This is a genomic window from Nocardia vinacea (assembly GCF_035920345.1).
GTDB lineage: Bacteria > Actinomycetota > Actinomycetes > Mycobacteriales > Mycobacteriaceae > Nocardia > Nocardia vinacea_A.
In genome coordinates this window covers 10,295,938-10,316,327 of sequence record NZ_CP109149.1, presented here as the reverse complement: position 1 = coordinate 10,316,327, position 20,390 = coordinate 10,295,938, and the positions used below count along the sequence as shown (strand labels likewise).

Here is a 20,390-nt window from a genome sequence, read left to right as displayed (position 1 = left end):
GGTCGCACCAAGCTACCGCCTTCTGGCCCGCCGCTCCCGCGGCACCGGGTCGCACGCCACACTCACTCACTGCGCCTCACCTCGCTTGGCCAGCAACCACACCAGCAGCGCCTTCTGCGCATGCAGCCGATTCTCCGCCTCGTCCCAGACCACACTGTGCGGTCCGTCGAGCACCTCGTCGGTGATCTCCTCGCCGCGATGTGCCGGAAGGCAGTGCAGCACAACGACATCCGGTTGCGCCTTCGCGAGCAGATCGTCGTTGAGCTGGAACGGCCGGAACGGTCCGACCCGGTCGAGGCCGTCGTTCTCCTGCCCCATCGAGGTCCAGGTGTCGGTCACCAGAGCATCGGCGCCCGCCGCGGCGGCAACCGGATCGTCGGTGAGGGTGATGGTCGCACCGGTCTCGGCGGCCCGCTTGCGCGCGGCCTCCAGAATCCACGGCAGCGGCTCGAAAGCCGTTGGCGCGGCGATGGTTATGTTCAAACCCGCAGTCACACCACCGAGCAGCAGCGAATGCGCCATATTGTTCGCACCGTCACCGAAGTAGGTGAGGTTGCGCCCGACCAGATTGCCCTTGCGCTCGACCAGCGTCTGCAGATCGGCGAGCACCTGACACGGGTGGAACTCATTCGACAAAGCATTGACGACCGGAACCGTTGCGGTGATGGCCATTTCGTCCAGCCGCACCTGTTCGAAGGTCCGCCACACTATCGCATCGACGTAGCGCGAGAGCACCTTGCCGGTATCACCGAGCGTCTCTTCGCGACCGAGCTGGGTGTCACGACCGTCGACCACAACCGCATGCCCACCGAGCTGAGTGATACCCATTTCGAAGGAGAACCGCGTGCGGGTGGAGTTCTTCTCGAAGATCACCCCGACCCCGCGCGGCCCTTCCAGCGGCCGGTGCGCGAACGGATCCTTCTTCAATTCCGCTGCGAGCGCCAGAATTTCGGCCTGCTCGGCAGGCGTGACGTCATCGTCGCGCAGAAAGTGCCGGACTGGCCCGCCGCCACCCCTGATGGAATCGCTCCGCGATGCTGTACTCATTTGGCCCCCTTGGCGTCTGCGATCGCACCGTCCAGGATCTCGGGCAGATCGCCGACGAAATTGTCGGACTGGGTCTCGGTGAGCACCAGCGGCGGCGCGAGCCGAATGATGTTGGGCTTGGGCGCATTCACCAGATAGCCGGCCTCGCGCGCCCGGTTCTCGACCTCGGCCGAAATATCGTCGGTCAGCACGATACCGAGCAGCAGGCCCGCGCCGCGCACATGATCGATGAGCGGGTGCTCGAGCAGTTCGATACCGTCGCTGAGCCGCTTGCCGACAGACTCGACATGGGCGAGCAGATCGGTCTCATCGATGGTGCGCAATACCGCCAAAGCCGCTGCGGCACAGACCGCATTACCTCCGAACGTGGTGCCGTGCAGACCCGGCGTCAGCAGATCGGCGGCCGGTCCGGTGGCCAGCACCGCACCGATCGGCAGCCCGCCGCCGAGCCCCTTGGCGAGGGTGATCACATCCGGCACGATGCCGAATGCCTGGTGCGCGTAGAACTTTCCGCACCGGCCGATACCCGTCTGCACCTCGTCGAGCACCAGCAGCGCACCGTGACGCGCGGTGATCTCCCGCGCCTTCACCAGATAGTCGATGGGCGGCACGACAACGCCGCTCTCCCCCATGATCGGTTCGAGGAATACGGCCGCGGTGTCCTCGTCGACAACCGCCTCGAGCGCCGCCGCATCACCGTAGGGCACATGGACGACACCCGCAGGCATCGGCTCGAACGGCGTCCGCTTGGCGGACTGTCCGGTGAGCGCCAGCGCGCCCATGGTCCGGCCGTGGAATGCCTCGTCGGTCGCGATGATCTTGTGCCGCCCGGTCAGCCGCGCCATCTTGAACGCCGCCTCATTGGCCTCGGTGCCGGAGTTGCAGAAGAACGCGCGGCCGTGGCCGTCCCCGAATTCACCGTCGCCGAAGTGCGCGAGCAGCCGTTCGGCCAGTTCGATGACCGGTTCGTTGGCGTAGATATTCGAGGTGTGGCCCAGCGTGCCGAGCTGCTGGGTAACGGCTTCCAGAATCGCCGGATGGGCATGGCCGAGGCTGTTGACCGCGATACCGCCGAGGAAGTCGAGGTAGCGTCTGCCGTCCGCGTCGTAGACCACCGCGCCCGCGCCGCGCACCAGCGCGACCTTGGGGGTGGTGTAGTTCTTCATCAACGCGGCGGACCACCGCTCTTGCAGCTCTGCTGTGTCGCTCATATCTTCGTTCCGTTCAGTGTGTCCGCCGCGCTCGTCGGCAGCGGGGCGGGCGTCACCATCGTTCCGATTCCTTCTCCAGTGAACAGTTCCAACAGCACCGAATGCGGGACGCGACCGTCGATGACATGTGCGGTCGGCACCCCGCCCTGCACGGCGCGCAGGCAGGCTTCCATCTTGGGCACCATGCCCGCATCCAGACGCGGGAGCAACTCGGCCAGTTCGGCCGCGTCGACGTGCGAGGTGAGCGAGGAACGGTCCGGCCAGTTGGTGTACAGGCCCTCCACGTCGGTCAATATCACCAGCTTCTCCGCGCCGATGCCCTCGGCGAGTGCGGCGGCGGCGGTGTCGGCATTGATGTTGTGCACCACACCGTCGGCGTCCGGGGCGATGGTCGAGACCACCGGAATGCGACCCGCACCGATGAGGTCGAGCACCGCGTCGGCATTCACCTCGGTGACATCGCCGACCAGACCGATATCGGTGGCCTCGCCGTCGACATCGACGGTGCGCCGGGTCGCGGTGAATAGCCGTGCGTCCTCACCGGAGATGCCGACCGCGTACGGACCGTGCGCATTGATCAACCCGACCAGTTCCCGGCCGACCTGACCGAACAGCACCATCCGCACGACATCCATCACCTCGGGCGTGGTGACACGGAAGCCGCCGCGGAATTCGCCTTGCAGACCGAGCTTTTTCAGCATCGCGCTGATCTGCGGTCCGCCGCCGTGCACCACCACCGGATGCACGCCGACGGTGCGCAGGAACGTCATATCAGCGGCGAAGGCCTGTTTGAGGTCCGCATCGACCATCGCGTTGCCGCCGTATTTGACGACCACGATCTTGTCGCGGAACTTCTGCAGCCACGGCAATGCGTCGGCGAGGACGTGCGCCTTGTCCAGTGCCGAAAGTTCCTGCACCGCATCGCTAGTCATGAGCTGTAGGCCGAATTCTCTTCGACATAGCCGTGCGACAGGTCGGTGGTCCGCACAGTGGCGGCACCGTCACCGACATTCAGTTCGATCCGCACTTCGATATCGGCGCCGGACAGGTCGACCTCGCGCGCACCCGGCGCGCCGACGCTGTCGATGCAGACCGGATTTCCGTTGAACGACACCGAGATCCGGTTCGGATCCAGAGTGATCGGTGCGATACCAACGGCGGCCAGCACCCGACCCCAGTTCGGGTCGGAACCGAAAAGCGCTGTCTTGACCAGACTGTCGCGGGCGACGGCGCGCGCCGCGATCAGCGCCTCGTCCTCGGAGACCGCACCGGCCACGGTGATCTGCACCCGCTTGGTGACGCCCTCGGCGTCGGCCATCAGTTGGGCGGCCAGATCGTCGCAGACCGCGAGCACCGCCGCATCGAGGTCCTCCTGTGACGGCGTGACCTCGCTCGCCCCGTTGGCGAGCAGCAGCACGGTGTCATTGGTGGAGCAGGAGCCGTCGACATCGAGCCGGTCGAAGGTGAGCCGAGTCGCGTTGCGCAGCGCGCGATCCAGTTGTTCGGCAGTTGCGGCGGCATCGGTGGTGAGCACTACCAGCATGGTCGCCAGCGATGGGGCGAGCATGCCCGCACCCTTGGCCATGCCGCCGACATTCCACTTGTCGCGGTGGTGGAAGGCCGCTTCCTTGGGCACGGTGTCGGTGGTCATGATCGCGTATGCCGCGTCGAGACCGCCGGACAATCCGCCGCCCATTTCGTGCACGATCTCGGTGACGGCCGGAATCACCTTGTCCATCGGCAGCCGGTCGCCGATCAAACCCGTTGAGCAGACAGCGATTTCACCCGCGCCGGTTTCGGTGCCCCAATTGCTCAGCGCCTTGGCCAACTCCTCGGCGGTCTGGTGGGTGTCCTGGAATCCGCCCGGACCGGTACATGCATTGGCCCCACCGGAATTCAGGATCACCGCACGCAAGCGGCCAGCGGTGAGCACCTGCTGCGACCACAGCACCGGTGCGGCCCTCACCTGGTTGCGGGTGAACACGCCCGTGGCCGCGTATTCCGGCCCCTCGTTGAATACCAGTGCCAGATCGGGTTTTCCGCTGGCCTTGATACCAGCGGCGATACCCGCCGCCCGGAAGCCGAGCGGTGCGGTCACGCCCTGGCTCCGGACCAGCTTTCCTGCCGGAGTTTCGATCGTCGTCACGGTGCCACTCCTACGGTGGAGAGTCCTGCCGTCTCGTCGAATCCGACGGCCAGATTCATGGATTGGACCGCGGCGCCCGCGGTGCCCTTGGTCAGGTTGTCGATCGCGCCGATCACCACGAGCAGTCCGGCATCGGCATCCACCGCGACCTGGAGGGTCACGGCATTGGAGCCGAGCACCGAACCCGTCTGCGGCAGTGTGCCTTCCGGTAGCAGCTGCACGAATGGTTCATCGGCGTAAGCCTTTTCATAGACCGCGCGAGCCTGTTCGGCGTCGACTCGGGTCGGGGCGGTGCAGGTCGCGAGGATGCCACGCGGCATCGGCGCCAGCACCGGGGTGAACGATACGGCGACCTCGGTACCACCGGCGGCCTGCAAGTTCTGCGCGATCTCCGGGGTGTGCCGGTGCGCGCCCGCGATGCCGTAGGCCCGCACCGAACCCATCACCTCGGACCCGAGCAGGCCGATGTCGAGTTTGCGGCCCGCGCCCGAAGTGCCGCTCACCGCAACAACATTCACCTTCGGTTCGATGATTCCGGCCGCGATCGCCGGTGCCAGCGCGAGGCTGGCGACCGTGGGATAGCAACCGGGAACGGCGATCCGGTGCGCGCCGCGCAACCGCTCGCGCCCACCCGGCAGCTCCGGTAGGCCGTACGGCCAGCTGCCCGCATGGGTGGTGCCGTAGTACTTCTCCCAGGCCGCCGCATCGGTCAGCCGGAAGTCGGCGCCGCAGTCGATGATCACCGTCGACTCCGGCAGCTGCTCGGCGATGGCGGCGGACTGACCGTGCGGCAGGCCGAGGAAGACGATGTCGTGGCCGGCCAGCTCATCGAGCGTGGTCGGCGCGAGCACGCGATCGGCGAGCGGCAGCAGATGCGGCTGCAGCTCGCCCAGCGTGCTGCCCGCATTCGATCCAGCGGTCAGCGCCCCGATGACGAGGCGCCCGTCGCGGTAGGCCGGATGACCGAGTAATAGACGCAGCACCTCACCGCCGGCGTATCCACTGGCACCGGCCACAGCAACCCGCAACACTGGGTTACTCGACGAATCAACCATGTGATGATTATGCACGATTATGCAAGCCCATTCATGAACGGGGTCCCGCATCGTATGGCTGGACCTGGTCACCAGGCCGTTCTGTTGCTGCCGTGCCGTGATACCCGGCAAGCAGCCGCCTCAATCAGGTTGATGAGATTCGGCACACGCTCCGAGCCACCGGGCGATGCCCGGCATCGTGGTGGTGACCAGGGTCGAGGCTAGCTCCCACCGGTCGGACCCGTGCTGGTCGCGACCTGAAGAGACACATGATCGAGTTGGGCGCGCTCTCGGCGTCCTTCACTCCGCGCGAGACGAAGCCTTACGTCAGACAACCGTTGCCGGATCGATCCCGAGCGTCTCGCGCAGACCGATCTCACCCGTCGCGGTGAGGCGGACGGCTCGGCCGGATCCGACGCGTCGCACCCAATCCAGTGCCTGTAGCCGGCGGCACAACTGCGCTCCCGCGGCACCGCCGAGGTGGGTGCGGCGTTCGGTCCAGTCCAGGCAGGGGCGGGCGATCGGGCGACGAGTCCGCAATGTGTTCGACTCGATGCCCATCGGCCCCGTGAGCCATGCCAAACCCGCCTCGGTGAGGGCGAAGCCGCTGTCGTCATCGAGCAGTTCACGCCGGGTCATGGCATCGGTGATGGCGACGCCGAGTCGGCCCGCGAGGTGGTCGTAGCAGGTCCGGCCACGGGCCAGGGCCGCGGCGGCGGTCGACGCGCGCAGTGTCGTCGGCTCGGGGCGTGCCGGTTCCAGATGGGCGACCATCGACTCCAATAACTCGGCGACCTGCGGACTCGCCAGCTGCACATAGCGGTGCCTGCCCTGACGGCGTTCGACGAGCAGGCCGCCGTCCAGCAGCCGGTTCAGATGCTCGGTCGCGGTGGATGGCGCGACTCCGGCATGGCGCGCCAGCTCCCCCGCCGTCCAGGCACGGCCGTCGACCAGGGCCAGGCACATATCGGCGCGGGTGCGGTCGGCCAGCAGGGTGGCCAGTCCGGCCAGTTCGGCTCCTCGGGTGTGCACCACCCTATGATCGCGCCGGGTTGTTTCGGCGACCACCGAAACGTCGGCGGGATAGCGTCGCGACATGAACAGTCCTGTGATCACCGATCCCGATCGGGTGCGGTCGGTATTGGCCGATGCCCCGATGCCCGCGGTTCCTCGCGATGTGCCACCGGCCGGGATCGCGTGGCTGCGCGCCACCGTCGCCCGATTCTGTGACGGGGCCGAACATGATCGGCGGCGAGGCCTGGTCGTGGCGGAATTGGCGCGGCTGTCTCCCGAGGTGCTGCGCGCACGGGCCAGGATGACCGACGGGAAACTGCCGCATGTTCGCGTGCTAGCGGAAGCGCTTGGGCTCCAAGATATCTCGCTATCGTCCGTTGCCGTGGCCGCCGCGCACTACCAGCCCCACGAACCCGACAGCCCGGAGGCGGATCGGGCCGTCACGGAATTGGTCGGCGCCTGCGGCGGGGTGGCCGATGAGCGGACGGCCGCGCGGATCGGTCTGCTGATCCAGGCTTGTCAGGCGACAGGTGCGCTGGTGGACAACGCACGTCGGCTCGCAGGTGCGGGTACCGCCGATGAGATCGTCGCGCGAACGTTGGTCGAGGATCCGCCGGTGCGCCGCACCCGCCGGGTTCTCGACGATGAACTGGTCGAACTCGACCTCACCGGCGCGGGTCTGGGATTCGGCGCGGGGCCGCATGCCTGCCCCGGTCGCGACCATGCCCTCGCCGTCGCCATCGGAATCATCGAGGGGTCATGATGAACAAGACGAAGGCTTTTCACGATCTGCACCACGGGGCCGGACCCCTGGTGCTGCCCAATGCATGGGACTTCGGGTCGGCCGCCGTGCTGGCCGCGGAGGGGTTTGCGGCGATCGGGACCACTAGTCTGGGTGTCGCGGTGGCGGCCGGTCTCACCGATGGCGCCGGTGTCACGCGCGATGAAACACTTGCGCTGGCAACGAGACTCGCGCGGCTACCGGTGCCGGTCACCGTCGATATCGAGGGTGGGTTCAGCGAAGACCCTGGGACGGTTGCCGAATATGTCGCGCAGCTGGCCGGTTTGGGCATCGCCGGAGTGAATCTCGAGGATGGGCGGGCGGATACGGCGCTGGCCGAGCCCGGGCACCAGGCGGAGTTGATCGCCGCGATCAAGTCGCGCGCGCCCGAGTTGTTCGTCAATGCCCGGGTCGATACGTATTGGCTGCGGCTGCAACAGGATTCGACTCTGGCTCGTGCCGAGGAATATGTGCAGGCCGGTGCCGATGGGGTTTTCGTGCCCGGCGTGACCGATCCGGATCAGATCGGCCGGATCGTCGCGGCGGTGCCGCTGCCGGTCAACGTGTTGTACTCGGTCGCCGGGCCGTCGATCGCGGAACTCGCGGCCTTGGGTGTGCGGCGCATAAGTACGGGATCGCTGCTGTATCGCGCGGCGCTGGCCGGGATCGTGGATGTAGCGCGGGCGGTGCGCGACGGCGGGGCCATTCGTTCCGGCATTCCCAGCTACCGCGAAATCCAGGCGATCACGGGGTCGTAAGAAACCGCCGAAAGATTTCCGTCCGCGATGTCGATTCAGCGGGTAGCCGCTCGTATAGGAGGTGAAGCCGGTAGCGGACCGGCCAGCAACAGGAAGGACTTCCGCATGAGCAAGATCATCGCGGTCGAGCACGTCACCCTGGACGGCGTCATGCAGGCCCCCGGCCGGGCCGACGAGGACGTCAGGGACGGTTTCCGGTACGGCGGCTGGGCGCATCGCCATGACGATCCGGTGCAGGCCCGGGTGATGGGCGAACATATGGCGACCCACCACGGAGCGCTGCTGCTCGGGCGGCGGACCTATGAGGACTTCTACGGCTTCTGGCCGCATCAGACCGACAATCCGTTCACCGAGGTGCTGAACAAGACCGAGAAGTTCGTGGCGTCCCGGACGCTGACCGAGCCGCTGCCCTGGCAGAACTCCACGCTGCTTGCCGATGCCGTCCCCGCGGTGGCCGAGCTGGGCCAGGATCTCGTGGTGCTCGGCAGCGGCGACCTGCTGCGATCACTGATGCGGCATGATCTGGTCGACGAGCTTCTGCTGCTGATCCACCCGATCGTGGTCGGCGGCGGGCAGCGGCTGTTCGACGGGGTCGACCTCGGCGAATTGCGACTCGTCGACAGCGTCGCGACCACCACCGGCGTGGTGATCGTCACCTATCAGCGGGATGAGGAGAAGCGATGAAGCAGTACCTGCTCAGCATCTACCAGCCCGACGACGTCGCGCCGCCGGACAATCTCGACGAGATCATGCGCGACCTGGAGGCCGTCAACGACGAGATGCGGGCCGCGGGCGCATGGGTTTTCGCCGCCGGACTGCATCCGCCGAGCACCGCCACCGTGCTGCGGGCCAACGCCGACGACGTGCTCATCACCGATGGGCCGTACGTCGAAAGTAAGGAGCACATCGGCGGATTCACCATCATCCAGGCGGCGGATCTCGATGAAGCACTCGAATGGGGTCGCAGGGTGGCGGCGGTGGTGACCCTGCCGATCGAGATCAGACCGCTCGCCGATGGCTGAGGTCACCCCGGCCGTGATCGAGGACGTCTTCACCGAACATTACGGTCGCGCGGTCGCCAGCCTGATCCGCGTCTTCGGCGATATCACCGTCGCCGAAGACGCGGTGCAGGATGCCTTTACGGCCGCGGTGCAGCGCTGGCCGTCGGACGGACTGCCGCCGAGCCCACCGGGCTGGATCATCACTACGGCCCGCAATCGCGTCATCGATAGACTGCGCCGCGAGGCAACGCGGCACGATCGGCATGTCGAGGCCGCCCTCCTGCGCGCCGACGAACCGCCCGATTCCGGTGCGGTGCAGGATGATCGGCTCCGACTGATCTTCACCTGCTGCCACCCCGCCCTGTCGCTCAACGCACAGGTCGCGCTCACCTTGCGACTGCTCGGCGGGCTGACCACCCCCGAAATCGCCCACGCCTTCCTCACTTCCGAATCGACAATGGCCCAGCGGCTCGTCCGAGCCAAGGGCAAGATCCGCGACGCACGCATCCCGTACCGGGTCCCCAGCGACGCGGACCTACCCGCCCGGCTCCGCGGGGTCCTCGCCGTCATCTTCCTCATCTTCACCGAAGGTCACACGGCCACCTCGGGCGATCGCCTCGTGCGGGCCGACCTGTGCAGCGAGGCAATCCGCTTGGGGCGCTTGCTCATCGAGCTGATGCCCGATGAGCCGGAGGTACGTGGGCTGCTCGCACTGATGTTGCTCACCGAATCACGTCGAGCGGCTCGCACCGCACCGGACGGATCGCTCGTGCCGCTACCCGAGCAAGACCGTCACCGTTGGGACCGCACCCTCATCACCGAGGGCCATGCCCTCGTCCGAGAGTGCTTGCGCCGCAACCAACCCGGCCCCTACCAGATCCAAGCCGCAATCAACGCTGTGCACGCCGACGCGACCGATCCGGAATCCACCGACTGGCAACAAATCCTGCGGCTCTACGACCAACTGGCCGCCATAGCACCGAGTCCGGTGGTGGCGCTGAACCGCGCAGTGGCGGTCGGTGAAGTCCATGGGCCTGACGCGGCGCTCACGCTGCTCTCTGAAATCGACATTCCGAATCACCATCTGTACCACGCGATTCGCGCTGACCTCCTACGCCGACTCGGCCGCACGCCAGAGGCAATTCAGGCCTACGACGCCGCCATCGCCCACACAGACAACACCGCCGAACAGACCTTTCTGCGGCGGCGCAGGAATGAGCTCGCCTCAGCTAACTGATGGCCGGTACAGACACGGCGGTGCTCTAGGCTCGAATGGTGCCTGATGCACTGATCGTGGGTGGGTCCGGTCTGATCGGACGCGCCATCGCATTGCGGCTGGCGGCTGCGGGCTGGCAGGTGCGAGTCACGGGACGCACCCACCTCCCCGCCGAACTCCACACGGCCGGTGTGAGTTTCATAGCCGCGGATCGCACCGACATGCAGCGGGAGTTGGCCGCCGGAGTAGATCTCCTCGTCGACTGCGCCTGCTATACCGCCGACCATGCTCGAGCTCTGGTGGAACTAGCGGCGGAAGCCGGCTCGACGGTACTGCTGTCCAGCAAGGCGGTATATATCGATTCCGCCGGCAACCACGCGAATTCGGATGTCGAGCCTCGATTCGATGGCCCACTACACGAATCCGCACCGACAATGCCGCCGGGCGATATCGACTACCACTCCCGCGCCGGCTACGGAGCGAACAAGGTTGCCGCAGAGCAGGTCTCGCTCGACAGCGGTCTCCCGGTCACCGTGCTACGACCATCGCGAGTCCATGGAGTGGGCAACCGTCGTCCACGCGAATGGGTCTTCGTGAAGCGAATCCTCGATGGGCGCCACTCGGTCCTGCTGCGCCGCCGAGGCAGTGGGATCGTCCACACCACCGCCGCAGCCAATATCGCGGCACTGGTCGAAACCGTCGCCCACCAGCCCGGCACTCGCATCCTCAATATCGCAGATCCGGACACCCCCACCGCCCTCGATATTTCCCGCACAGTCGCCCGCCACCTCGCCCACGACTGGACCGAGATCCTGCTCGACGATCATTCATTGGGCAATACCCCTTGGGACTCCACCCACCCCGTCACCCTCGACACTTCCGCAGCCATCGCCCTCGGCTATCAAACAGTAGGCGACTACGCGACAACAGTTGCCGCACAACTCGACTGGCTGATTTCCGCCGCCCGCTCAGGCGATACCTCGGGAATACTCCCCGCTGACGACGACCCCTACTTCCGCCAGTTCTTCGACTATCCAGCAGAAGACAAGTTCTTGGCCGGGCGGTGACCACCGCCGAGCGATCAGTGCTTGCGCACCACCCGCTCGCCCTGCCCGGGCTTCCAGATGGTGATGTCCAGGTGATCGTCGGTGACCTCGACGATAGAGGCGCCGGTCAGGTCCGCCGTGTAGAAGTGGTCGAATTCCTGGCCGCGGATGTCGAAGCCGGTGTCGTCGAACAGTTGCTGGGCGAAGCGGGCGTGGACTTCCTTGTCCGGGAGGTCGATGGCGGTGCCGAAGAGCTTTGCGTCGCCGTCGCCGACTTGGGCGTCGACAGTTGCGGTGTGCAGGCAGAAGCGCGGGTCGCGGGCGAGATCCTTGAATTTGGTGGTGTTCGGCATGCCCGCGATTACCAGCATGCCCTCGAAGATCCGGGGTTCTATGGGGCTGATGCGGGGGAAGCCGTCGGAGCGCAGGGTCCCGAGCATGCAGAGATTGCCGGCGGCCTGGTGCCGACGAGTGAAGACGGTGGCGATGCGTGGCGCTTCTTCGGTGAATTGGCTCCATGTGGTCATGAGATCGACGGTACGAGCAAAACTTGACACCTTCTGTCAGGTTTTATGGCTAATCTCGAATCATGCGAGCGAGTCGACTGGTGCAGCTGTTATTGCTGCTCCAGACCCGCGGCCGGACGACCGGGCCGGAGCTGGCGCGCGAGTTGGAGGTGTCGGTGCGCACGGTGTATCGCGATATCGAGGCGCTGTCCGCCGCGGGCGTGCCGATCTACAGCGAACCGGGTCGGACCGGCGGCGTGCGGCTGGTCGACGGGTACCGCACCCGGTTGACCGGGCTCACCACCGAGGAAGCCGATGCGGTTCTGCTCGCCGGACAACCCGGGGCCGCCGCCGATCTCGGCCTCGGCACGGTGTTGGCGACCGCGCAGCTCAAGGTGCTCGCCGCGCTACCACCCGAATTGCGCGGCCGGGCAACACGAATCGCGGAACGTGTCCATGTGGACGCGCCGGGCTGGTTTCATCGCCCCGACGAAACACCCACGCTCGCAGCGGTTGCCGATGCCTTGTGGCACGACAGGCGACTCGATATCCGGTATCAGCGCAAGGATCGAGCCGTCGAACGCCGCTTGGATCCACTCGGCCTCGTATTGAAGGCCGGGATTTGGTATCTCGTCGCACGTGACGGATCCGCCATCCGCTCATATCGCGTGAGCCGCATCTCATCGGCCGAGCAGATCGGCGAATCCTTCGCGCGGCCAGATGATTTCAACCTCTCCGAGCATTGGTCGGAGTCCGCCGATGATTTCGCCCGATCGATGCTGCGAGTGCGGGCTCGCTGCCGGATCGCGGCCGCCCAGCTGCGGCTGCTCCGGCTGATGAACGAGCCCGCCGCGGTCGCCGAGGCGATGGCATCGGCAACCGAACCGGACGCCGAGGGCTGGGTCGAGGTAACCATTCCCTCGGAGTCCTACGAGGTTCTGGCGAGTGCGATCATGCCGCTCGGCGAATTCTGCGAGGTTCTCGACCCGCCGGAATTCCGCGACCGGCTCGCCGCGACGGCCTTCGCGATGGCCGAGCGCTACCGAGGTCCGCGCGCTCCCTGACCTTGCGCAAGCCGCACACCCAGCAAGGGCATGCGGTCGCCAGAGCGCTCAGCGCAGCGAGCGGAAGAACGCGCGCACATCGTCGGTCAGCAGGTCCGGTGCTTCCATCGCAGCGAAGTGCCCACCCCGGTCGAACTCCGTCCAGCGCACGATGTTGTGCTGCTGCTCCGCGAGTACACGAATGGAATTGTCACCGGCGAATACCGCGGCCGCAGTCGGCACGCCGGAATTCCGTGCGGGCATCCCCCACGAGTCGCCCTCCCCGTACAGCCGGATCGAGGAGACGAAGGACCTGGTGAACCAATAGAGGCTGACATTGGTCAGCAGCGCGTCGCGATCCACCGCGTCGTCGGGCGACTCGAGCGCGGGATTGGTCCAGCGCTGAAACAGATCCACGATCCAGGTCAGCAAACCGGCGGGTGAATCGTGCATGCCGATCGCCAGGGTTTGCGGACGGCCCGCCTGCACCATCGCATAGCCGAAGCGGGTGTAGCTTTCGCTCCCGGTGAGTTTGTCCAGCTTCGCCCGATCCTCCGGGCTGTACTCCGGTTCCGTACCGTCATCGCTCCAGGACGGCAGCGTGATCGGCCCGTTCACATGGATGCCGAGCACATGGTCGGTCGCGATCCGTCCCAGTTCGGTCGAGACGAAGAAGCCCGCGTCGCCGCCCTGCGCCCCGTATCGGTCGTAGCCGAGCCGTGCCATCAATTTCGCCACCACCTGCGCGAACTGCTCGGTCGAACCATCCCCGACCTTCGGCCCGGCCTCCGAGAAGGCGAATCCGGGCAACGACGGGATGACCAGATGGAACGCATCGGTCGGATCACCGCCGTGGGCTCGCGGATCGCTCAAAGGCCCTATCACATCGAGGAATTCGATGAACGAGCCGGGCCAACCGTGGCTCAAAACCAGCGGCACGGCATCGGGTTCGGGTGAGCGGAGATGCAGGAAATGCACCTGCTGCCCGTCGATATCGGTGACGAACTGTGGCAGCTCGTTCAGTCGCGCTTCGACTGCGCGCCAATCGTATTCGGACCGCCAGTACTCGGCGAGACCCTTCATATACGAGATCGATGCGCCCTTATCCCAACCGCCGCCCGGGATTTCATCCGGCCACAAGGTATTCGCCAGCCGGGCGTGCAGATCGTCGATCTGGGCCTGCGGGATCTCGATGCGGAAGGGGCGGATGTCCTGTTCGGTGCTCATGAAAGCGAGGGTATGACCCGCTTAGGACAGGATCGTTCCTAAGCATCTGGCATTCTGGAATTCGTGTTGGAGACCTCGGCACGCCTGCTCAAACTGCTCGCCCTGCTGCAGACCCACCGCGACTGGACTGGGACCGAACTCGCCGAACGACTCGGCGTCACCGGCCGCACCGTCCGCCGCGATGTGGATCGGCTGCGTGAACTCGGCTACCCGGTGCACGCCACACAGGGCACCGCGGGCTACCGGCTCGGCGCCGGGGCCGCACTGCCGCCGCTGCTGCTCGACGACGAGGAGGCCGTCGCGGTGGCGGTCGGCTTGCGCAGCGCCTCCGACGGCACGGTCGCGGGCATCGAGGAGGCATCCCTGCGCGCGCTCACCAAACTCGAGCAGGTGCTGCCGCCGCGGCTGCGCCACCGGGTCCGCACGCTGCGTGGCGCGACGGTCCGGGTCGGGACGCCGGGCGCAACGGTCGAGCCGGACACCTTGATGGCCGTCGCCGAGGCATGTCAACGGCACGAGCGCCTGCGCTTCGACTATCGAGCACACAGCGGCGCCACCACCCGTCGTACGGTGGAGCCGCACAGCCTGGTGCACTTCAGTAGACGCTGGTACCTCGTGGCCTGGGATGTCGATCGCGGTGATTGGCGTACCTTCCGAGCCGACCGCATCTCGCCTCGAATACCCGCCGGCCCGCGCTTCACTCCGCGTGAGCTACCGGAAGGTGATGTCGCGGCCTACCTTTCGCTACAACTGTCATCGCGGGCGTGGCCGTATCAAGCAATTGCCCTGCTGCACAAGTCCGCCGAGGACGCCGCAGTGAATGTCTGGCCCGGCATGGGCGTCATCGAAGCCGTCGATGACCACAGCTGCCAACTGCACGTCGGCGCGGACACGCCAGAGGCGCTGGTCTGGATGATCACTTCGGTCGATATCGACTTCACACTGCTCAGCGGCCCACCCGAACTCGTCACTGCCCTCCGGGCTCGAGCCGACCGCTGCACAAATGCCCTCCGCAACTTCGACTGATCCGGTCAACAACTCCGATCATGCACCGAAGCTTTCAACTGGCCGACGGAGCACCAGTCGCATGACCGCAATCCGCACCGCGGCGACCAGCGCTGCGCGACAGCACCGATACACCCCGAATGATGGCCCGCTACGCCCTGATCCTGGACGCGCAGCCAGCACCGGAACGGCCGCCTTCGTACTGCACCAATTGACCAGCCCGGCACGGGGATTCGATCCCGATGCCGGGCCGAAGCCAGCGCTCCGAGTTCAGCTGACAATCGCGAACAGCACCGCCGCGACCGCGAAACTCACCACCGAGAGCACAGTTTCGAGCACCGTCCAGGTTTGCAGTGTCTGCTTTACCGTCAGGTTGAAGTACTTCGAGATGATCCAGAAGCCACCGTCGTTGACATGGCTGAGGATGATCGAGCCCGCCGCGATCGCCATGGCGATGAGGGAGATAGCCATCTGCGAATAGCCGTGTCCGGTGACCAGCGGCGCGACGATGCCGCCAGTGGTCACAATGGCGACGGTGGCCGAGCCCTGTGCGATGCGCAGGCCGCAGCTGATGATGTAGGCGAGCACGATCACCGGCAGTCCGGCGGCCGACATGGTGTCGGCGAGTGCGGTGCCGATTCCGGTGGCGGAGATGACCTTTCCGAAGAACGCACCCGCACCGACCACCAGCAACAGCATGCCGACCGGCTTCAGCGATTCCGCGGTGAGCGTACTGAGTTCCTGCACACTGGAACCGCGCCGCACTCCGAGCAGATAGAAGGCGACGAGCACCGCGATCAGCAGCGCCACGGCCGGTGTGCCGAGGAAGGTGAGCACCTGCAGCAGTTGCGAATCCTTGTCCAGCCATTGGCTGCCGAAGGTCGCACCGAGGATGAGCACCAGCGGAATCGCGATAATGCCGCCGATGAGCCCGACCGCGGGCGGGCGAGTCTCGGTGCGTACGGCCTCCGGATCCGTTGCGGTGCCCGGACCTTCGCCCTTCGCCGCAGGCTCCGCCTCCGGCCGGACCAAGAACTCGGCGGGCACCTCGACCTGTACCCGCTTGCCGATGTAGGTGCCCCACACGATGCCTGCGGCGATGAAACCCGGTATGCCGCAAACGAATCCCATGATGATCAGCCACCCCAGGCTCACCCCGAGCAGACCACCCAGCGCCACCGGACCTGGATGCGGCGGCAGAAACGCGTGGGTCATGGACAGACCGGCCAGCATCGGCATCGCATACAGCACCAGCGATCGCCCACCGCGCTTGGCGGCCACATAGATCAGCGGTGCGAGCACGAAGATGCCGATATCGAAGAAGACCGGGATGCCGAAGATGAGCCCGAGCAGACCCATGGCGACCGGTGCGCCCTTCTCGCCGAAGATGCTCAGCAGCTTGCCGGTCAAAACGTCCGCCCCACCGGAACGTTCGAGAATCGCGCCGAGCACCGTGCCGAGGCCGATGATCACCGCGATATGCCCGAGGATGCCGCCGAAACCGGTCTCCAGCAGCGAATCACCGGGCTTGATCGCCGTACCGACAATCTTCGCCACCGGTAGTCCGGCGGCGAGCGCCAGCCCGAGCCCGGTGAGCAGCAGCGCGATGAACGGCTCCAGCTTGACCTTGATAATGGTGAACAGCAGTACGGCAATCGCGAGACCGCACAGCACCAGCAATCCGGGTGTGGTGGTGCGCAGCCAGTCGACAGTGGTGCCCATGTGGGTACCTCTCAATTCATGGATCGAACGAATAACGCCGCACGCGAGGCGATTTCGGACCATCGGCCCGCGGTGACGTCGGATGGGGCCACGACATCGGTACCCGCGGTCACGGCCACGGCTCCGTTGGCGAGGAATTCGGCGGCATTGCCCGCATTGACGCCCCCGGAGGGAATGAGCGCCACATCGGGGAAGGGACCGCGCAGGTCTTTCAAATAGCCGGGACCGAGCGCCCTGGCGGGGAAGATCTTCACCGCGGCGGCGCCGAGGTCGAGTGCGGTGAGCACCTCCGTGGGCGTGAAGGCGCCCATGACGACCGGAATGTCGCGTTCGGCCGCGACGGCCGCGACCTCCGCACGCACACCGGGCGTGACGAGGAATCGTGCACCGTTATCGATCGCGGCCTCGGCCTGGTCGGCATGCAGTACGGTTCCGACACCGACGACAGCATCGGGAGCCGTTGCGGCAATGCGCAGGTAATCGAGCACGCCAGGCGTTGTGAAGGTGAGCTCCAAGGTGCGAATCCCGGAGCGCGCCAACGCATCCGCGAGCGCCAATGGATCCGGAATCTCCGGGGCACGCACCACACTCAGCACGCGGTCGGCGCGCATGACTTCCAGAGCGCCGATGGCGTTCAATATGTCTCCTTCCGCGTGGGATCCATGCGCAGCGCACGTCCGGCGAGCTTGCCGGTGGGCGCACCGTTCTCGATGGCGAATTCGCCGTTGACCAGCACGTGCTGAATGCCGCGTGCCTGCTGCTTCGGGTTGTCGAAGGTCGCGGTATCCGTGATCGTCGACGGGTCGAACAGCACGAGATCGGCTGCGTACCCGGTGAATACGTGTCCACGGTCGCTCAGCCGCAGCCGCTCGGCCGGCCGACCGGTGAGGTGGTGCACACACTCCTCCAGCCCGAGCACACCGAGCTCGCGGACGTAATGGCCCAGATAGCGCGGGAAGGTGCCCCAGGCGCGCGGATGCGGCCGATCACCGACGAGCAGTGCGTCGCTGCCGCCCATATGCACCGGGTGCACCATGATCGCGCGCACATTCTCCTCGTGCCCGACGTGCTGCAGAATGGTGGTGGCCAACTGATCTCTGCGCAGCAGATCGAAGAACACCGCGACGGGTGCGCGATCGGTATCGGCCGCGATTTCCGCGATGGTCTTGCCGACGTACTCCCCCAGCTCCGCATTGGCGACACCGCTGATTTGAATGGTCTCCCATTCGACCGTGACGCCGTGGCAGCCGTCGGAACCATTCACGTTCACGTCCAACGTGATTCGCGCACACATCTCCGGATCATCGATGCGAGCCAATGCCGCATCCGGGCCACCGGACATCGCCCAGCTCGGCAGCAACGCCGAAAGTGTCGTGGAGCCGGGCAAGTATGGATAGGTGTCGAGGGTGATATCGCATCCCTCGGCCCGGGCGGCATCGATCAGCGCCAGGAATTCCGGTGCGCGCCCGCGGTTCACGCCGAAGTTCATGGTCGCGTGGGTGAGATGCAGTGCGCAGCCGGTGCTGCGAGCCAGGCCGATCATCTCGGCGTATGCCGCCAACGCACCCTTACCGTAGGAGCGCGTATGCGGTGCATAGAACCCGCCGTATTCGGCGACGATCTCGCACAACGCCGCCAATTCCCCTGTGTCCGCGTACATTCCGGGCGTATATGTAAGTCCGCTCGACATACCGACCGCACCCTCGCGCAGCCCCTGCGCGAGCAGCTCCCGCATCCGCCGGATCTCCGCCACGGTCGCAGGCCGCTGCTCGCTACCGACGACCAGGAGCCGCAGCGTGCCCTGCGGTACGAGATACGCGGCGTTCGGTGTTATGCCCTGATCGAGCCGGTCCAGATACTCCGCGACCGTGCGCCAGGAGAAGTCCAGATCGGTGGGATTGCCGTTCCATCCGGCGATCTGACGCCGCAGTACCGCCAGAGCGACGTCATCGATCGGTGCATACGAGAGCCCGTCCTGTCCGATGACCTCGGTGGTGACCCCCTGACTGATCTTCGGAAAATGGCCGGGTTCGGTGAGCAGATGCAGATCGGAGTGCGCGTGCATATCGATGAAGCCGGGGGCGAGCGCCGAACCAGGCGCGTCGATGAACCGGGCAGCCTCGGTGATCGTTCGCGGGTCGGCGATAGTGCTGATCCGTCCCCGATCGATGCCGACATCGGCGCGGAAGCGTGGCGCTCCCGTGCCGTCTATGACGTCGATATCGCGAAACACCAAGTCCGTCATGGCCGCTCGTCAGAAGAAGGTGTGGACGAGGTCGACAACACGTGGCCGTTCCGCATCGGCATCATCGATGACCGGGATCAACCGCCACTTGTCGAATGCGGTGCATGGATGCGACAGGCCGAGCCGCACCACGCTGCCGACCGGCAGATCACCGGCGGCGCCGCCCGGTAGCCGCAGGAAAGTGTGCTGATCATTCAGCGCACTGACATGTGCCGCCGGATTCAACGAACCTTCCGGTCCCGCAACGAATTGCGGGACCGGAAGCCCCTCATCGAATGGCAGATCACGCTTACCGGCGTCCAGCAGCGCGAGTTCTGCCTCGGGTCGCGAAACGGTCCGCGCCCAGCCGTGCATCGCCGAACGCAGCGGTCGTTCGCTGCGCGGCGCGGCCAGCGGCGAAATGCCCGCGTAGAAGCCGTCGTCGTGAATGATGTACGCACCGGAGCGCAGTACCACTGTGGTCGGAACACCTTGCTCATCGGCGAGTCCGGCCAGACATTCGACGACCAGATCCGGGAAGGCGCTGCCGCCGGCGGTGACGATCGCGCCTTCCGGATAGCGTCCGGCCGCGGCGAGTTCGCGGTGTAGGCGGGCGATTTCGTCCAGATAGTGCCGGACGGCGGAGATCCCGTCCGGGGTGCGATCGTGAGCGAGCGCACCCTCATAACCGCCGACTCCGGCCAGGGTCAGTCGCTCCGCGCGGCCAACGGCCTCCGCAATCTCATGCGCCTGTTCGACCGTGCGCGCGCCCGTACGCCCGTGCGGCCCACCGAGTTCGACGATCACCCGAATGCGCGCATCACCCGTCAGGTGCTGCTCCATCAGCGCGACGGTCTCGACACTGTCGACCCAGCAGAAGAATTCGAACTCCGGATCCCGCGCGGATTCTGCGGCGACCCAGCGCAATCCGACCGGATCGACGAGTGCATTGGCCAGCACGATCCGTCCGACTCCGAACGACCGGGCCACCTGCACCTGCCACACGGTGGCGAAGGTGATCCCCCAGCTCCCGGCGGCCAACTGCTGCGCCCACAGCTGCGGGGCCATGGTGGTCTTCCCGTGTGGCGCCAGGCGCACACCCGCGGACGCCGCCCAATCCGCCATTACCGCGACATTCGCCGCGACGGCCGCACGGTCGACGGTCAATACCGGGGTTTCGAACTCGTCGAGGTGCGGCGCGGAGTCCAGGAAGTCGCGAACCGTGCGGCCCCATGCCGCGGGTGGCAGACCCTTGTGCTCGGGCCCGAGCGTCCGATCCGCCAGTGCGGCAACGGCTTTCTCATCGATAGCCATGTCGCTCCTTCCCGCGGAATCGCGTCCGCCGAGTCATACCTCCGCTGCATTGCATAATTTGCAATGCTCGTTGCGCATTGTGTTTTGTGTGGTTA

The 20,390-nt window shown here is 66.2% G+C and carries 20 protein-coding genes; 8 read left to right on the top strand and 12 right to left on the bottom strand.

The features are described from left to right. Positions 1 to 66 precede the first annotated feature (66 nt). From argF to OIE68_RS46685, 6 genes are all read right to left on the bottom strand, one after another. Positions 67 to 1,047 carry an ornithine carbamoyltransferase gene (argF, locus tag OIE68_RS46710; protein ID WP_327097281.1) on the bottom strand — a complete coding sequence of 327 codons (981 nt, stop codon included), beginning with the start codon at positions 1,045 to 1,047 and terminating at the stop codon, positions 67 to 69. Beyond that, positions 1,044 to 2,258, bottom strand: coding sequence for an acetylornithine transaminase (locus tag OIE68_RS46705; RefSeq protein ID WP_327097280.1), 1,215 nt, complete (start codon positions 2,256 to 2,258; stop codon positions 1,044 to 1,046). Before OIE68_RS46705 ends, argF begins: the two co-directional genes overlap by 4 nt. Beyond that, the gene (gene argB / locus OIE68_RS46700; protein ID WP_327097279.1) at positions 2,255 to 3,190 is read right to left on the bottom strand and encodes an acetylglutamate kinase; all 936 of its coding nucleotides are present in this window, start codon (positions 3,188 to 3,190) and stop codon (positions 2,255 to 2,257) included. Before argB ends, OIE68_RS46705 begins: the two co-directional genes overlap by 4 nt. Further along, the gene (gene argJ, locus OIE68_RS46695) at positions 3,187 to 4,404 is read right to left on the bottom strand and encodes a bifunctional glutamate N-acetyltransferase/amino-acid acetyltransferase ArgJ (protein WP_327097278.1); all 1,218 of its coding nucleotides are present in this window, start codon (positions 4,402 to 4,404) and stop codon (positions 3,187 to 3,189) included. The genes argB and argJ overlap by 4 nt, the downstream gene beginning before the upstream one ends. Next, a complete protein-coding gene (gene argC, locus OIE68_RS46690; RefSeq protein WP_327097277.1) occupies positions 4,401 to 5,459 on the bottom strand; it encodes an N-acetyl-gamma-glutamyl-phosphate reductase in 1,059 nt (352 codons plus the stop codon). Before argC ends, argJ begins: the two co-directional genes overlap by 4 nt. A gap of 306 nt (positions 5,460 to 5,765) precedes the next feature. After that, positions 5,766 to 6,536 carry a winged helix-turn-helix domain-containing protein gene (locus OIE68_RS46685; RefSeq protein WP_327097276.1) on the bottom strand — a complete coding sequence of 257 codons (771 nt, stop codon included), beginning with the start codon at positions 6,534 to 6,536 and terminating at the stop codon, positions 5,766 to 5,768. Between OIE68_RS46685 and OIE68_RS46680 the strand changes: the two genes are divergently transcribed. The 6 genes from OIE68_RS46680 to OIE68_RS46655 all read left to right on the top strand — a co-directional run bounded on the left by OIE68_RS46680 (position 6,535) and on the right by OIE68_RS46655 (position 11,275). Next, positions 6,535 to 7,215 carry a hypothetical protein gene (locus OIE68_RS46680; protein WP_327097275.1) on the top strand — a complete coding sequence of 227 codons (681 nt, stop codon included), beginning with the start codon at positions 6,535 to 6,537 and terminating at the stop codon, positions 7,213 to 7,215. The two genes, OIE68_RS46685 and OIE68_RS46680, sit on opposite strands and share 2 nt — an antisense overlap. Beyond that, positions 7,215 to 7,991, top strand: a complete 777-nt coding sequence (locus tag OIE68_RS46675) for an isocitrate lyase/phosphoenolpyruvate mutase family protein (protein ID WP_327097274.1) — start codon at positions 7,215 to 7,217, stop codon at positions 7,989 to 7,991. The genes OIE68_RS46680 and OIE68_RS46675 overlap by 1 nt, the downstream gene beginning before the upstream one ends. A 105-nt stretch (positions 7,992 to 8,096) precedes the next feature. Next, positions 8,097 to 8,675: a dihydrofolate reductase family protein gene (locus tag OIE68_RS46670; RefSeq protein WP_327097273.1), complete on the top strand. Its 579-nt coding sequence runs from the start codon at positions 8,097 to 8,099 to the stop codon at positions 8,673 to 8,675. Continuing rightward, positions 8,672 to 9,013: a YciI family protein gene (locus OIE68_RS46665; protein ID WP_327097272.1), complete on the top strand. Its 342-nt coding sequence runs from the start codon at positions 8,672 to 8,674 to the stop codon at positions 9,011 to 9,013. Before OIE68_RS46670 ends, OIE68_RS46665 begins: the two co-directional genes overlap by 4 nt. After that, the gene (locus OIE68_RS46660; RefSeq protein WP_327097271.1) at positions 9,006 to 10,229 is read left to right on the top strand and encodes an RNA polymerase sigma factor; all 1,224 of its coding nucleotides are present in this window, start codon (positions 9,006 to 9,008) and stop codon (positions 10,227 to 10,229) included. The genes OIE68_RS46665 and OIE68_RS46660 overlap by 8 nt, the downstream gene beginning before the upstream one ends. 38 nt (positions 10,230 to 10,267) lie before the next feature. Next, positions 10,268 to 11,275 (top strand): NAD-dependent epimerase/dehydratase family protein, encoded by a 1,008-nt coding sequence (locus tag OIE68_RS46655; protein ID WP_327097270.1) that lies wholly within the window; start codon positions 10,268 to 10,270, stop codon positions 11,273 to 11,275. Between the two features lie 14 nt (positions 11,276 to 11,289). Here OIE68_RS46655 and OIE68_RS46650 read toward each other — a convergent pair whose 3' ends face one another. Further along, entirely contained in the window at positions 11,290 to 11,781 is a 492-nt protein-coding gene (locus OIE68_RS46650) for a pyridoxamine 5'-phosphate oxidase family protein (RefSeq protein WP_327097269.1), read from the bottom strand. A 62-nt stretch (positions 11,782 to 11,843) separates the two neighbouring features. Between OIE68_RS46650 and OIE68_RS46645 the strand changes: the two genes are divergently transcribed. Next, positions 11,844 to 12,824, top strand: coding sequence for a YafY family protein (locus tag OIE68_RS46645; RefSeq protein WP_327097268.1), 981 nt, complete (start codon positions 11,844 to 11,846; stop codon positions 12,822 to 12,824). Between the two features lie 48 nt (positions 12,825 to 12,872). Here the strand turns inward: OIE68_RS46645 and OIE68_RS46640 are convergent, their stop codons facing one another. After that, positions 12,873 to 14,030, bottom strand: a complete 1,158-nt coding sequence (locus tag OIE68_RS46640; RefSeq protein WP_327097267.1) for an epoxide hydrolase family protein — start codon at positions 14,028 to 14,030, stop codon at positions 12,873 to 12,875. 63 nt (positions 14,031 to 14,093) lie between these two features. Here OIE68_RS46640 and OIE68_RS46635 point away from each other — a divergent pair, with 63 nt between their 5' ends. After that, positions 14,094 to 15,056 (top strand): YafY family protein, encoded by a 963-nt coding sequence (locus OIE68_RS46635; protein WP_327097266.1) that lies wholly within the window; start codon positions 14,094 to 14,096, stop codon positions 15,054 to 15,056. Positions 15,057 to 15,305: 249 nt separating this feature from the next. On the opposite strand, the gene OIE68_RS46630 is transcribed toward OIE68_RS46635, so the two are convergent. Genes OIE68_RS46630 through OIE68_RS46615 form a run of 4 tightly spaced genes read right to left on the bottom strand, consistent with a single transcriptional unit; the run spans position 15,306 to position 20,295 of the window. Then, entirely contained in the window at positions 15,306 to 16,757 is a 1,452-nt protein-coding gene (locus OIE68_RS46630) for a gluconate:H+ symporter (protein WP_327097265.1), read from the bottom strand. Positions 16,758 to 16,768: 11 nt separating this feature from the next. After that, positions 16,769 to 17,386, bottom strand: a complete 618-nt coding sequence (locus OIE68_RS46625) for a bifunctional 4-hydroxy-2-oxoglutarate aldolase/2-dehydro-3-deoxy-phosphogluconate aldolase (RefSeq protein ID WP_327102047.1) — start codon at positions 17,384 to 17,386, stop codon at positions 16,769 to 16,771. A gap of 5 nt (positions 17,387 to 17,391) precedes the next feature. Continuing rightward, positions 17,392 to 19,002: a D-aminoacylase gene (locus OIE68_RS46620; protein WP_327097264.1), complete on the bottom strand. Its 1,611-nt coding sequence runs from the start codon at positions 19,000 to 19,002 to the stop codon at positions 17,392 to 17,394. Positions 19,003 to 19,011: 9 nt separating this feature from the next. Then, positions 19,012 to 20,295 carry an amino acid deaminase gene (locus tag OIE68_RS46615; RefSeq protein ID WP_327097263.1) on the bottom strand — a complete coding sequence of 428 codons (1,284 nt, stop codon included), beginning with the start codon at positions 20,293 to 20,295 and terminating at the stop codon, positions 19,012 to 19,014. Between the last annotated feature and the right edge of the window lie 95 nt (positions 20,296 to 20,390).

Coding starts and splice junctions, on each gene's coding strand:
- argB (WP_327097279.1), bottom strand. CDS start 3,190: ATGACTAGCGATGCGGTGCAGGAACTTTCGGCACTGGACAAGGCGCAC.
- OIE68_RS46640 (WP_327097267.1), bottom strand. CDS start 14,030: ATGAGCACCGAACAGGACATCCGCCCCTTCCGCATCGAGATCCCGCAG.
- OIE68_RS46705 (WP_327097280.1), bottom strand. CDS start 2,258: ATGAGCGACACAGCAGAGCTGCAAGAGCGGTGGTCCGCCGCGTTGATG.
- OIE68_RS46665 (WP_327097272.1), top strand. CDS start 8,672: ATGAAGCAGTACCTGCTCAGCATCTACCAGCCCGACGACGTCGCGCCG.
- OIE68_RS46675 (WP_327097274.1), top strand. CDS start 7,215: ATGAACAAGACGAAGGCTTTTCACGATCTGCACCACGGGGCCGGACCC.
- OIE68_RS46615 (WP_327097263.1), bottom strand. CDS start 20,295: ATGGCTATCGATGAGAAAGCCGTTGCCGCACTGGCGGATCGGACGCTC.
- argF (WP_327097281.1), bottom strand. CDS start 1,047: ATGAGTACAGCATCGCGGAGCGATTCCATCAGGGGTGGCGGCGGGCCA.
- OIE68_RS46680 (WP_327097275.1), top strand. CDS start 6,535: ATGAACAGTCCTGTGATCACCGATCCCGATCGGGTGCGGTCGGTATTG.
- OIE68_RS46645 (WP_327097268.1), top strand. CDS start 11,844: ATGCGAGCGAGTCGACTGGTGCAGCTGTTATTGCTGCTCCAGACCCGC.
- OIE68_RS46630 (WP_327097265.1), bottom strand. CDS start 16,757: ATGGGCACCACTGTCGACTGGCTGCGCACCACCACACCCGGATTGCTG.
- OIE68_RS46670 (WP_327097273.1), top strand. CDS start 8,097: ATGAGCAAGATCATCGCGGTCGAGCACGTCACCCTGGACGGCGTCATG.
- OIE68_RS46620 (WP_327097264.1), bottom strand. CDS start 19,002: ATGACGGACTTGGTGTTTCGCGATATCGACGTCATAGACGGCACGGGA.
- OIE68_RS46650 (WP_327097269.1), bottom strand. CDS start 11,781: ATGACCACATGGAGCCAATTCACCGAAGAAGCGCCACGCATCGCCACC.
- argC (WP_327097277.1), bottom strand. CDS start 5,459: ATGGTTGATTCGTCGAGTAACCCAGTGTTGCGGGTTGCTGTGGCCGGT.
- OIE68_RS46660 (WP_327097271.1), top strand. CDS start 9,006: ATGGCTGAGGTCACCCCGGCCGTGATCGAGGACGTCTTCACCGAACAT.
- OIE68_RS46685 (WP_327097276.1), bottom strand. CDS start 6,536: ATGTCGCGACGCTATCCCGCCGACGTTTCGGTGGTCGCCGAAACAACC.